At 53.5% G+C, this 12,976-nt stretch carries 11 protein-coding genes, 1 tRNA gene and 3 rRNA genes; 10 read left to right on the top strand and 5 right to left on the bottom strand.

Annotated elements, in window-relative coordinates:
• Positions 1-6: 6 nt before the first annotated feature.
• The 5 genes from JT31_RS14225 to fis all read left to right on the top strand — a co-directional run bounded on the left by JT31_RS14225 (position 7) and on the right by fis (position 4,248).
• The gene (locus JT31_RS14225) at positions 7-249 is read left to right on the top strand and encodes a YhdT family protein (protein WP_038478314.1); all 243 of its coding nucleotides are present in this window, start codon (positions 7-9) and stop codon (positions 247-249) included.
• Positions 239-1,693 carry a sodium/pantothenate symporter gene (gene panF / locus JT31_RS14220; protein WP_038478311.1) on the top strand — a complete coding sequence of 485 codons (1,455 nt, stop codon included), beginning with the start codon at positions 239-241 and terminating at the stop codon, positions 1,691-1,693. Before JT31_RS14225 ends, panF begins: the two co-directional genes overlap by 11 nt.
• An 11-nt stretch (positions 1,694-1,704) precedes the next feature.
• Positions 1,705-2,589, top strand: a complete 885-nt coding sequence (gene prmA, locus JT31_RS14215) for a 50S ribosomal protein L11 methyltransferase (RefSeq protein WP_038478308.1) — start codon at positions 1,705-1,707, stop codon at positions 2,587-2,589.
• Between the two features lie 371 nt (positions 2,590-2,960).
• Complete coding sequence (gene dusB, locus JT31_RS14210; protein WP_038478305.1) at positions 2,961-3,926, top strand: tRNA dihydrouridine synthase DusB; 966 nt, start codon at positions 2,961-2,963, stop codon at positions 3,924-3,926.
• Between the two features lie 25 nt (positions 3,927-3,951).
• Entirely contained in the window at positions 3,952-4,248 is a 297-nt protein-coding gene (gene fis, locus JT31_RS14205) for a DNA-binding transcriptional regulator Fis (RefSeq protein WP_000462905.1), read from the top strand.
• 60 nt (positions 4,249-4,308) lie between these two features.
• On the opposite strand, the gene JT31_RS24190 is transcribed toward fis, so the two are convergent.
• Entirely contained in the window at positions 4,309-4,443 is a 135-nt protein-coding gene (locus JT31_RS24190; protein WP_268746991.1) for a hypothetical protein, read from the bottom strand.
• A gap of 96 nt (positions 4,444-4,539) precedes the next feature.
• On the opposite strand from JT31_RS24190, the gene JT31_RS14200 reads away from it, so the two are divergent.
• The 5 genes from JT31_RS14200 (at position 4,540) to JT31_RS14180 (ending at position 9,216) form a co-directional block, all read left to right on the top strand.
• On the top strand, positions 4,540-4,761 hold the full coding sequence (locus JT31_RS14200) for a hypothetical protein (protein WP_038478295.1): 222 nt from the start codon (positions 4,540-4,542) through the stop codon (positions 4,759-4,761).
• Between the two features lie 296 nt (positions 4,762-5,057).
• On the top strand, positions 5,058-6,083 hold the full coding sequence (locus JT31_RS14195) for an amino acid ABC transporter substrate-binding protein (RefSeq protein ID WP_038478292.1): 1,026 nt from the start codon (positions 5,058-5,060) through the stop codon (positions 6,081-6,083).
• A gap of 71 nt (positions 6,084-6,154) precedes the next feature.
• Positions 6,155-7,336 (top strand): amino acid ABC transporter permease, encoded by a 1,182-nt coding sequence (locus JT31_RS14190; RefSeq protein WP_038478289.1) that lies wholly within the window; start codon positions 6,155-6,157, stop codon positions 7,334-7,336.
• Between the two features lie 9 nt (positions 7,337-7,345).
• A complete protein-coding gene (locus JT31_RS14185; protein WP_038478286.1) occupies positions 7,346-8,449 on the top strand; it encodes an amino acid ABC transporter permease in 1,104 nt (367 codons plus the stop codon).
• 8 nt (positions 8,450-8,457) lie between these two features.
• Positions 8,458-9,216, top strand: a complete 759-nt coding sequence (locus JT31_RS14180; protein WP_038478283.1) for an amino acid ABC transporter ATP-binding protein — start codon at positions 8,458-8,460, stop codon at positions 9,214-9,216.
• A 99-nt stretch (positions 9,217-9,315) separates the two neighbouring features.
• Here the strand turns inward: JT31_RS14180 and rrf (JT31_RS14175) are convergent.
• The 4 genes from rrf (JT31_RS14175) to JT31_RS14160 form a co-directional block, all read right to left on the bottom strand.
• A 5S ribosomal RNA gene (rrf, locus tag JT31_RS14175) occupies positions 9,316-9,431 on the bottom strand.
• A gap of 38 nt (positions 9,432-9,469) precedes the next feature.
• Positions 9,470-9,545: transfer RNA gene (locus tag JT31_RS14170), tRNA-Thr, on the bottom strand.
• 151 nt (positions 9,546-9,696) lie between these two features.
• Positions 9,697-9,812, bottom strand: a 5S ribosomal RNA gene (rrf, locus tag JT31_RS14165).
• A gap of 110 nt (positions 9,813-9,922) precedes the next feature.
• A 23S ribosomal RNA gene (locus JT31_RS14160) occupies positions 9,923-12,830 on the bottom strand.
• Between the last annotated feature and the right edge of the window lie 146 nt (positions 12,831-12,976).

Genomic DNA, 12,976 nt, shown 5'->3' with positions numbered 1-12,976 from the left:
ACAAAAATGGACAAGCGTTTTGTTCAGGCCCATAAAGAAGCGCGCTGGGCGCTCTGGCTGACCCTGCTGTATCTTGCCGCGTGGTTAGTGGCTGCTTACTTACCTGATAATGCCCAGGGCATCACCGGGTTACCGCACTGGTTCGAGATGGCCTGCCTGCTGGTGCCGCTGCTGTTTATCCTGCTTTGCTGGCTGATGGTGAAAACCATTTTCCGCGATATTCCTCTGGGAGATGACCATGCAAAATGAAGTCATTGCCGTGCTGGTTGTCTACCTGATAGCGGTCTTTGGTCTCTCCTTCTACGCCATGCGTCAACGCAGCTCCGGCACTTTCCTGAGCGAGTATTTCCTCGGGAGCCGTTCGATGGGCGGTTTTGTGCTGGCAATGACGCTCACCGCCACCTATATCAGCGCCAGTTCGTTTATTGGTGGGCCTGGCGCCGCCTATAAATACGGCCTCGGCTGGGTGCTACTGGCGATGATTCAGATCCCGACGATCTGGCTTTCTCTGGGGATCCTGGGGAAAAAGTTCGCCATCCTGGCGCGCCGCTATAACGCCATTACCCTCAACGACATGCTGCAGGCTCGCTATCAGAATCGGGCCGTCGTCTGGATTGCCAGCGTCAGCCTGCTGGTCGCCTTTGTGGGCGCAATTGCCGTGCAGTTCATCGGTGGCGCAAGGCTGCTGGAAACGGCAGCGGGCATAAAATACGAAACCGGCCTGCTGATTTTCGGGATAACCATCGCCCTGTATACCGCCTTCGGCGGCTTCCGCGCCAGCGTACTCAACGACACCATGCAGGGCATGGTGATGCTGATAGGCACCATCGTTCTGCTGGTTGGCGTTGTTCACGCCGCGGGCGGATTAGGGAACGCGGTACAGACGTTAGAGCATATCGATCCGAAACTGGTGAGCCCGCAGGGCGCGGGCGATATTCTGACGCCAACCTTTATGACGTCCTTCTGGGTGCTGGTCTGTTTCGGCGTTATCGGCCTGCCGCACACGGCGGTGCGCTGTATCTCCTATAAGGACAGTAAGGCCGTACACCGCGGAATTATTATCGGCACCATTGTGGTCGCCATTCTTATGCTGGGCATGCACCTTGCCGGCGCGCTGGGCAGAGCGGTTATTCCGGGGCTGACGGTGCCAGACCTGGTGATCCCAACCCTGATGATGCAGGTTCTTCCCCCGTGGGCAGCTGGGTTATTCCTGGCCGCGCCAATGGCCGCCATTATGTCCAACGTTAACGCGCACCTGCTGCAGGCATCGGCGACAATCGTGAAAGACCTGTGGCTCAGTGCAAGTCCGGCTAAAATTCGTCATGAAAGCCGCCTGAAGCGCATCTCCACTACCACGACGCTGGTGCTGGGCCTGCTGATGATGCTGGCAGCCTGGCGCCCGCCGGAGATGATTATCTGGCTCAACCTGCTGGCCTTCGGCGGCCTTGAGGCCGTTTTCCTGTGGCCGCTGGTGCTGGGCCTCTACTGGGAGAAAGCCAACGCCGCAGGCGCGCTAAGCGGCATGATTGTCGGCGGCGTGCTGTACGCGGTGCTCGCCAGCTTCAGCCTCCAGCTCTTCGGCTTCCACCCGATTGTGCCGTCGCTGCTATTAAGCTTGCTGGCGTTCCTGATAGGTAACCGATTTGGTCATACCGGTCCGGAACCCCTTCTTGTTTCCACTACTGATAAATAAAGAGTTTCGCCATGCCATGGATCCAACTGAAAATTAACACCACCGGCGGCAACGCTGAAAGCCTGGGCGATGCGCTGATTGAAAGCGGAGCGGTTTCCGTCACCTTCCAGGACACCCACGACACGCCGGTCTTTGAGCCGCTGCCTGGCGAAACCCGCCTTTGGGGCGACACCGACGTTATCGGCCTGTATGACGCAGAAACCGACATGAAAGAAGTCGTGGCTATGCTGGAGAACTGTCCTTTGCTGGGCCAGGGCTTCCACCACAAAGTGGAGCAGCTGGAAGACAAAGACTGGGAGCGCGAATGGATGGATAACTTCCACCCGATGCGCTTTGGCGAACGCCTGTGGATTTGCCCAAGCTGGCGTGATGTGCCGGACGAAAACGCCGTCAACGTGATGCTCGATCCGGGCCTGGCGTTTGGCACCGGAACTCACCCAACGACCTCGCTGTGCCTCGAGTGGCTCGACGGCCTGGACCTGGCCGGCAAAACCATTATCGACTTCGGCTGCGGCTCCGGGATCCTGGCCATTGCCGCCCTGAAATTGGGTGCCGCAAAAGCCATCGGCATTGATATCGACCCACAGGCGATTCAGGCCAGCCGTGACAACGCCGAACGCAACGGCGTTTCAGAGCGTCTTGAGCTTTACCTGCCAAAAGACCAGCCAGAAGCCATGAGCGCCGACGTGGTGGTCGCCAACATCCTCGCAGGCCCTTTACGTGAGTTAGCGCCGTTAATCAGCGTGCTGCCGGTTGAGGGCGGTTTCCTGGGCCTTTCTGGCGTACTGGCCAGCCAGGCCGAAGGCGTTTGCGAAGCTTACGCTGATAAATTCACCCTCGACCCTGTCGCGGAAAAAGAAGAGTGGTGCCGCATCACCGGTCGTAAGCACAGCTGATGAAAATAACGGCATACGGCGCTCCTGCCGTGTGTCGTTTTTAGCCAGTTTTAGTGGGCAATCAGCATCCAAAAATGAGAGCTTGCTCGCATAAAAAACCCAAAACCGACCATAAAAACAGCGGTTTATATGGTAAAAACACTCTGTCAGACAGCATATTTCTGCTAACTTTCAGGAAAATTTAAAACAACACGAAATAAACGAAAAATCCTAACCCACTGATTAAATGAATTAATTACCAATTAAGGCCGCGCTTGTTGCCGCTTCATTGATCTGTGACAGAGGATTGTTCAAAGTTTGGCCTTTCATCTCGTGCAAAAAATGCGTAATATACGCCGCCTTGCAGGCACAGTATGGTCATTTCTTAACTCATGCGCATCGGACACCACCAGCTCAGAAATCGCCTGATCGCAGCACCTATGGCTGGCATTACTGACAGACCATTCAGGACGCTGTGCTACGAGATGGGAGCAGGGTTAACCGTTTCCGAGATGATGTCCTCTAACCCAGAAGTTTGGGCGAGCGATAAGTCCCGTTTACGGATGGTACATGTGGATGAACCGGGTATTCGCACCGTGCAAATTGCCGGTAGCGTACCTGAAGAGATGGCAGAAGCCGCGCGTATAAACGTGGCTAATGGCGCCCAGATTATTGATATCAATATGGGTTGTCCGGCAAAAAAGGTGAATCGTAAGCTGGCAGGTTCAGCCCTTCTGCAGTACCCGAGTCTGGTAAAGGACATCGTGACGACGGTAGTGAAGGCAGTGGATGTTCCTGTGACGTTGAAAATTCGTACCGGCTGGGAGCCCGCGCACCGTAACTGTGTAGAGATTGCCCAACTGGCTGAAGACTGTGGGATTCAGGCTCTGACAATTCATGGACGCACACGCGCCTGTTTATTCCAGGGCGATGCTGAATACGACAGCATTCGGGCAGTTAAGCAGAAAGTTTCCATTCCGATTATCGCGAATGGTGACATTACTGACCCGCTTAAAGCCAGAGCTGTACTTGACTATACGGGGGCTGATGCCCTGATGATAGGCCGTGCGGCTCAGGGAAGACCCTGGATCTTTCGGGAAATCCAGCATTATCTGGACACTGGAGAGCTGCTACCGCCCTTGCCTCTGGCAGAGGTGAAGCGCTTACTTTGCTCGCACATTCGGGAACTGCATAGCTTTTATGGCGATGTAAAAGGTTACCGAATTGCACGTAAACACGTCTCCTGGTATCTCCAGGAGCACGCTCCAAATGACCAGTTTCGGCGCACATTCAACGCCATTGAGGATGCCAGCGTACAGCTGGAGGCGTTGGAGGCATACTTCGAAAATTTTGCGTAAACAGAAATAAAGAGCTGACAGAACTATGTTCGAACAACGCGTAAATTCTGACGTACTGACCGTTTCTACCGTTAACTCTCAGGATCAGGTAACCCAAAAACCCCTGCGTGATTCCGTGAAACAGGCACTGAAGAACTATTTTGCTCAACTGAACGGTCAGGATGTGAACGACCTGTATGAGCTGGTACTGGCTGAAGTAGAACAGCCATTGTTGGACATGGTGATGCAATACACCCGTGGCAACCAGACCCGTGCTGCCCTGATGATGGGCATCAACCGTGGTACGCTGCGTAAGAAATTGAAAAAATACGGCATGAACTGATACTAATCAGCGAGTGTTGTGAAAAGGCGCGAACCGGCATGGGGAAGCGCCTTTTTTCTTTTATTCACCTGAGATCTGACGTTTTTCATCATCATTTGCCGCTGCTGAGCTATTTCCTTCACTTTGTTTACACTGCACACGCTTTGCAATTATTCCCCAATCCTGTGGTCTGATACGCAGTGGTAAAATAGCCACATTCACTCCGGCACAGCATCCGAGAAAGCTTCGTACCTTTATGGGCATCTACGAGAGCGATCCCTGTTCCGGCGTTTGGTTCAAACGAGGTTCAAAATGACTAAATTCATCGCCGCTGCGTTGCTCACCACGTTTCTGGCAGGCTGTGCGACCGAGTCTCCTTGCGTACCGGTCTATGATGACCAGGGACGCCTGGTGCACACCAATACCTGTATGAAAGGCACCACCCAGGATAACTGGGAAACCGCAGGCGCAATTGCCGCCGGCACTGCCGCCGTGGCAGGCGTTGCCCTGGGTATCGTGGCGTTAACCAAATAAGCCTTTCTTCATATCAAAGCGCGAGCCTCTCGCGCTTTTTTGTTTATTCTTCCTGCAACATCTGAATCATTTTGCTCTGAAATGCGCCGTTAGTTGCAGTGTTGCACTCTTTCGGAGCGTTCACCGTTCGCTCTCTTCATTTATTTCAGCCGTCTCCTGCATCCGACACTCCGCGTAAACCTGGCATCCCCTTTGCTTTACCGAATATGACTCGGGCATTTGCCACGAACAGGGATACGGTGTCTCCCGGACGCCATTACGCCAATAACGATAATTTCGCCACACAGGATGCATTTATGAAGAAGATGATGATCGCCACTCTGGTCGCTACCGGTACGCTGTTCGCGATGGCTAATCAGGCTCATGCAGGCACCACGCTGGATGCCGTAAAAAAGAAGGGCTTCGTGCAATGCGGGATCAGTGACGGCCTGCCGGGCTTTTCTTACGCTGACGGCAGCGGCAAATTTACCGGTATAGACGTAGATGTTTGCCGCGGCGTGGCGGCGGCCGTGTTCGGCGATGCTTCTAAAGTCAAATACACCCCGCTGACGGCGAAAGAGCGCTTTACTGCGCTGCAGTCCGGCGAGGTCGATATTCTTTCCCGTAACACCACCTGGACTTCCTCTCGTGACGCAGGCATGGGGATGGTCTTTACCGGCGTCACATATTACGACGGCATCGGCTTCCTGACCCACAATAAAGCCGGCCTGAAGAGTGCCAAAGAGCTCGACGGCGCAACCGTTTGTATTCAGGCAGGAACGGATACCGAGCTGAACGTCGCCGACTACTTCAAAGCCAATAACATGAAGTACACGCCGGTGACATTTGACCGCTCAGATGAGTCGGCAAAAGCACTGGAGTCCGGGCGCTGCGATACCCTGGCCTCAGATCAGTCCCAGCTGTATGCCCTGCGCATCAAGCTCAGCAACCCGGCCGAATGGCTCGTCCTGCCAGAAGTTATCTCTAAAGAGCCTCTCGGGCCTGTTGTCCGCCGCGGCGACGATGACTGGTTCTCTATTGTGCGCTGGACGCTGTTTGCCATGTTGAATGCCGAAGAGATGGGCATCAGCTCTAAAAACGTTGACCAGATGGCCGCTAACCCAACCACGCCCGATATGGCTCACCTGCTAGGGAAAGAAGGCGATTTCGGCAAAGACCTGAAGCTGGATAACAAGTGGGCCTACAACATCGTGAAGCAGGTAGGTAACTACGCAGAGATCTTCGAGAGCAACGTCGGGGCCCAAAGTCCGCTGAAAATCAAACGTGGCCAGAACAACCTGTGGAACAACGGCGGTATTCAGTACGCCCCGCCGGTTCGCTAAGCGAAATACCAGAACAGGGCACTGCTCGGTGCGGTGCCCAGGATCTATGTTCCTGTTACTGAGGTTTGCTTATGCGTCATCACCGCCCAGCCGTGAAGGCCGACTTATCTTTTTCTAACCCTTCGGTTCGCGCCTGGCTGTATCAGATAGTCGCCATTAGTTTTGTGATTGGCGTGGCCGTTTATCTGATTCACAACACTATCACCAACCTGGATAGCCGCGGTATTACCTCCGGCTTTGCCTTTCTCGATCGCGCCGCCGGATTTGGCATCGTCCAGCATCTGATTGACTACGATCAGGGGGACACCTACGGAAAAGTCTTCGTTGTGGGGCTCCTGAATACCCTGCTGGTCTCCGTACTCTGTATCGTGTTTGCCACGTTTATTGGCTTCTTTGTGGGCCTGGCACGGCTCTCTGATAACTGGCTGGTGCGTAAGCTTTCTACCTTTTATATAGAGACGTTTCGCAACATCCCCCCGCTGCTGCAAATTTTCTTCTGGTACTTTGCCGTTCTGCGTAATCTGCCGGGCCCACGCCAGGCTTTGGATGCTTTCAGCCTGATGTATTTGAGCAATCGCGGGCTGTCTCTTCCGGCCCCGGTTATGGGGGAAGGCCTGCTGGCATTTTCTGCTGCCGTGCTGCTTGCGCTTCTCGTCTCTGCGGGACTGTATCGCTATAACAAAATGCATCAGATGAAGACCGGGCAAATTCGTCGTACCTGGCCCGTGGCGATCGCGTTGATCGTTGCCCTGCCCCTCATTGCACATTTGATCTTCGGCGCGGCGTTGCATTGGGATATTCCCGCTCTGCACGGCTTTAACTTCCGCGGCGGGATTGTGCTTATCCCTGAACTCGCGGCTTTAACGCTGGCGCTTTCGGTCTATACCTCGGTCTTTATTGCCGAAATCATTCGCTCGGGTATTCAATCGGTCCCTTATGGCCAGCATGAAGCCGCCCTGTCCCTCGGTTTGCCTAAGCAGGTGACGCTGCGGCAGGTGATCGTGCCTCAGGCGCTGAGAGTCATTATCCCGCCATTGACCAGCCAGTATCTGAACATCGTCAAAAACTCCTCTCTGGCGGCGGCGATTGGTTATCCGGATATGGTCTCTCTGTTTGCCGGTAGCGTACTGAACCAGACGGGACAGGCAATCGAAACCATCGCTATCACAATGTCCGTTTATCTGGTTATCAGCCTCGTTATCTCGCTGCTGATGAACGTCTATAACCGCCGTATTGCCCTGGTTGAGCGCTAAGGAATGTCGATGATTAAAGTTCTGAAGGCGCACAGTGCCCGCCCGACAGGCAACTCTGCAGAGCGAGTCTGGCGCTGGATGCGTAAAAACCTTTTCTCCAGCTGGTTGAATACCCTGCTTACGCTACTGTGTTTCAGCTTGATGTGGGTGCTTATCCCTCCGCTGCTGAACTGGGCAGTTTTCCAGGCGAACTGGGTAGGCGAGACCAGAGCCGACTGCACTAAAGGCGGGGCATGCTGGGTGTTTATCCACGAACGTTTCGGCCAGTTCATGTACGGGCTTTACCCTCACGAGTGGCGCTGGCGAATCAACCTTGCGCTTATCATTGGGCTGCTTTCCGTTGCAGTCATGTTCTGGAAATCGCTCCCTCATCGCGGCCGCTATATTGCCTGCTGGGCAGTAGCTTATCCGGTCGTCGTCTGGTGGCTGATGTACGGTGGCTTTTTAGGTCTGGAACGTGTTGAAACACGTCTCTGGGGCGGCTTAACGCTCACCCTGATCGTGGCATCGGTTGGCATTGCAGGAGCATTACCTCTGGGTATTTTGCTGGCGCTGGGCAGGCGTTCACGCATGCCGGTAGTGAGAGTGCTCTCGATAATGTTTATCGAATTTTGGCGTGGTGTACCGCTGATTACGGTGCTCTTTATGTCTTCGGTGATGCTGCCGCTATTTCTCCCGGAAGGCACCACCATCGATAAACTGATTCGGGCGCTGGTCGGGGTGATTTTGTTCCAGTCTGCCTATGTCGCAGAGGTGGTTCGCGGCGGGCTGCAGGCTTTGCCGAAAGGGCAATATGAGGCAGCGGAGTCACTGGCTCTCGGCTACTGGAAGACGCAAGGATTAGTGATATTACCGCAGGCGCTAAAGCTGGTGATCCCGGGTCTGGTAAACACGATTATTGCGCTGTTCAAAGATACCAGTCTGGTGATCATCATCGGCCTGTTCGATCTGTTCAGTAGCGTCCAGCAGGCAACGGTTGATCCGGCCTGGCTGGGGATGTCGACAGAAGGCTACGTCTTTGCCGCCATCGTCTATTGGATTTTCTGTTTCAGCATGTCGCGCTATAGCCAGCATCTGGAAAAGCGCTTCCACACCGGCCGTACGCCGCACTAAGGATTATCATGAGTAAAATGACACCGCAGGCTGCCGACACGATGATCACGCTGGAAAACGTGAATAAGTGGTATGGTCAATTCCATGTTTTAAAAGACATTAATCTCAATGTGAAGCAGGGTGAGCGTATCGTATTGTGCGGGCCATCGGGCTCCGGAAAATCCACGACGATTCGCTGTATCAACCATCTTGAAGAGCATCAGCAGGGGCGTATTGTCGTCGATGGAACAGAGCTGAATGACGATCTGCGGAATATAGAAAAAGTCCGTACCGAAGTCGGCATGGTCTTCCAGCACTTTAACCTGTTCCCCCATTTAACCGTCCTGCAGAACTGCACTCTGGCCCCTGTCTGGGTTCGTAAGATGCCTAAGAAAGAGGCCGAGGCGCTGGCGATGCATTATCTCGAGCGAGTGAGAATCGCCGAACACGCGCATAAATTCCCAGGGCAGATATCGGGAGGCCAGCAGCAACGTGTGGCCATTGCCCGCTCACTGTGTATGAAACCCAAAATCATGCTTTTTGACGAGCCAACTTCGGCACTCGACCCGGAAATGGTGAAAGAAGTGTTGGACACCATGATAGGGCTGGCAGAATCCGGCATGACAATGCTCTGCGTCACGCACGAAATGGGTTTTGCCCGCACCGTCGCTGACCGGGTTATCTTTATGGATCGCGGAGAGATCGTAGAACAGGCCCCGCCTGAAGAGTTTTTTGCCCATCCGAAATCAGAAAGAACGCGAGCTTTCTTGTCTCAGGTTATCCATTAAACGACAAAGGCCGCTGATGCGGCCTTTTTTATGGTGTTTTCCGAATTCAGAAAACAAAAAACCCCAGCTAATAAGCTGAGGTTTTTTGTTTTATTTGATGCCTGACAGTTCCCTACTCTCGCATGGGGAGACCCCACACTACCATCGGCGCTACGGCGTTTCACTTCTGAGTTCGGCATGGGGTCAGGTGGGACCACCGCGCTACGGCCGTCAGGCAAATTCTTTTCTACGTGCCGAACTTAAACCTAAAAACTGGTGCTGATACCCAGAGTCGAACTGGGGACCTCACCCTTACCAAGGGTGCGCTCTACCAACTGAGCCATATCAGCACGCTTAATTTGATGCCTGGCAGTTGATGAACTTGCGTTCACCCTACGGGCCGCTGCTTCGCAGCGTTCAGACTCACCTTTCGGTGAGTCAGTCCTACTCTCTGAGAGTAGTGAACTGCCTCGTATTACTGACCATTACTGCTAATTTGATGCCTGGCAGTTCCCTACTCTCGCATGGGGAGACCCCACACTACCATCGGCGCTACGGCGTTTCACTTCTGAGTTCGGCATGGGGTCAGGTGGGACCACCGCGCTACGGCCGCCAGGCAAATTCTGTTATTGACCGTTATGCATCCGCATAACCATCAATTTAATCCTGAACTAAGCTGAAAATTTACTCTTCTCTCTAAATTCTCTCAAAACACCTTCGGTGTTGTAAGGTTAAGCCTCACGGATCATTAGTACTGGTTAGCTCAACGTATCGCTACGCTTACACACCCAGCCTATCAACGTCGTAGTCTTCAACGTTCCTTCAGGACCCTTAAAGGGTCAGGGAGAACTCATCTCGGGGCAAGTTTCGCGCTTAGATGCTTTCAGCGCTTATCTTTTCCGCATTTAGCTACCGGGCAATGCCATTGGCATGACAACCCGAACACCAGTGATGCGTCCACTCCGGTCCTCTCGTACTAGGAGCAGCCCCCCTCAATTCTCCAGCGCCCACGGCAGATAGGGACCGAACTGTCTCACGACGTTCTAAACCCAGCTCGCGTACCACTTTAAATGGCGAACAGCCATACCCTTGGGACCTACTTCAGCCCCAGGATGTGATGAGCCGACATCGAGGTGCCAAACACCGCCGTCGATATGAACTCTTGGGCGGTATCAGCCTGTTATCCCCGGAGTACCTTTTATCCGTTGAGCGATGGCCCTTCCATTCAGAACCACCGGATCACTAAGACCTGCTTTCGCACCTGCTCGAGCCGTCACTCTCGCAGTCAAGCTAGCTTATGCCTTTGCACTAACCTCACGATGTCCGACCGTGATTAGCTAACCTTCGTGCTCCTCCGTTACGCTTTAGGAGGAGACCGCCCCAGTCAAACTACCCACCAGACACTGTCCGCAACCCGGATCACGGGTCTACGTTAGAACATCAAACATTAAAGGGTGGTATTTCAAGGTTGGCTCCACGCAGACTGGCGTCCACGCTTCAAAGCCTCCCACCTATCCTACACATCAAGGCTCAATGTTCAGTGTCAAGCTATAGTAAAGGTTCACGGGGTCTTTCCGTCTTGCCGCGGGTACACTGCATCTTCACAGCGATTTCAATTTCACTGAGTCTCGGGTGGAGACAGCCTGGCCATCATTACGCCATTCGTGCAGGTCGGAACTTACCCGACAAGGAATTTCGCTACCTTAGGACCGTTATAGTTACGGCCGCCGTTTACCGGGGCTTCGATCAAGAGCTTCTCCTTGCGGATAACCCCATCAATTAACCTTCCGGCACCGGGCAGGCGTCACACCGTATACGTCCACTTTCGTGTTTGCACAGTGCTGTGTTTTTAATAAACAGTTGCAGCCAGCTGGTATCTTCGACTGCCTTCAGCTCCACCCGCGAGGGGTTTCACCTACCGACAGCGTGCCTTCTCCCGAAGTTACGGCACCATTTTGCCTAGTTCCTTCACCCGAGTTCTCTCAAGCGCCTTGGTATTCTCTACCTGACCACCTGTGTCGGTTTGGGGTACGATTTAATGTTACCTGATGCTTAGAGGCTTTTCCTGGAAGCAGGGCATTTGTTACTTCAGCACCGTAGTGCCTCGTCATCACACCTCAGCGTTTAATAAGCGTCCGGATTTACCTAAACGCTCCGCCTACATGCTTAAACCGGGACAACCGTCGCCCGGCTAACATAGCCTTCTCCGTCCCCCCTTCGCAGTAACACCAAGTACAGGAATATTAACCTGTTTCCCATCGACTACGCCTTTCGGCCTCGCCTTAGGGGTCGACTCACCCTGCCCCGATTAACGTTGGACAGGAACCCTTGGTCTTCCGGCGAGCGGGCTTTTCACCCGCTTTATCGTTACTTATGTCAGCATTCGCACTTCTGATACCTCCAGCAGACCTCACAGTCCACCTTCGACGGCTTACAGAACGCTCCCCTACCCAACAACGCATAAGCGTCGCTGCCGCAGCTTCGGTGCATGGTTTAGCCCCGTTACATCTTCCGCGCAGGCCGACTCGACCAGTGAGCTATTACGCTTTCTTTAAATGATGGCTGCTTCTAAGCCAACATCCTGGCTGTCTGTGCCTTCCCACATCGTTTCCCACTTAACCATGACTTTGGGACCTTAGCTGGCGGTCTGGGTTGTTTCCCTCTTCACGACGGACGTTAGCACCCGCCGTGTGTCTCCCGTGATAACATTCTTCGGTATTCGTAGTTTGCATCGGGTTGGTAAGCCGGGATGGCCCCCTAGCCGAAACAGTGCTCTACCCCCGAAGATGAGTTCACGAGGCGCTACCTAAATAGCTTTCGGGGAGAACCAGCTATCTCCCGGTTTGATTGGCCTTTCACCCCCAGCCACAAGTCATCCGCTAATTTTTCAACATTAGTCGGTTCGGTCCTCCAGTTAGTGTTACCCAACCTTCAACCTGCCCATGGCTAGATCACCGGGTTTCGGGTCTATACCCTGCAACTTAACGCCCAGTTAAGACTCGGTTTCCCTGCGGCTCCCCTATACGGTTAACCTTGCTACAGAATATAAGTCGCTGACCCATTATACAAAAGGTACGCAGTCACCCCATAAAGAGGCTCCCACTGCTTGTACGTACACGGTTTCAGGTTCTGTTTCACTCCCCTCGCCGGGGTTCTTTTCGCCTTTCCCTCACGGTACTGGTTCACTATCGGTCAGTCAGGAGTATTTAGCCTTGGAGGATGGTCCCCCCATATTCAGACAGGATACCACGTGTCCCGCCCTACTCTTCGAACTCACAGTATGTGCATTTTAGTGTACGGGAGTATCACCCTGTACCCTGCGACTTTCCAGACGCTTCCACTAACACACAAACTGATTCAGGTTCTGGGCTGTTCCCCGTTCGCTCGCCGCTACTGGGGGAATCTCGGTTGATTTCTTTTCCTCGGGGTACTTAGATGTTTCAGTTCCCCCGGTTCGCTTCGTTAAGCTATGTATTCACTTAACGATAGTGTGTCGAAACACACTGGGTTTCCCCATTCGGAAATCGCCGGCTATAACGGTTCATATCACCTTACCGACGCTTATCGCAGATTAGCACGTCCTTCATCGCCTCTGACTGCCAGGGCATCCACCGTGTACGCTTAGTCGCTTAACCTCACAACCCGAAGATGTCTCGTAAGACAAAATCGCTGTTGTGAAAATTTGAGAGACTCGAACATGTCTTAACCCCATTCCTTATTACGGAGGAATGAGACGACATGTCGTTTCAATTTTCAGCTTGTTCCGGATTGTTAAAGAGCA

Source organism: Cedecea neteri, from assembly GCF_000757825.1.
GTDB classification, from domain to species: domain Bacteria; phylum Pseudomonadota; class Gammaproteobacteria; order Enterobacterales; family Enterobacteriaceae; genus Cedecea; species Cedecea selenatireducens.
Note: the sequence above shows the minus strand (reverse complement) of the source record. Positions and strands in the feature narration are given on the sequence as shown.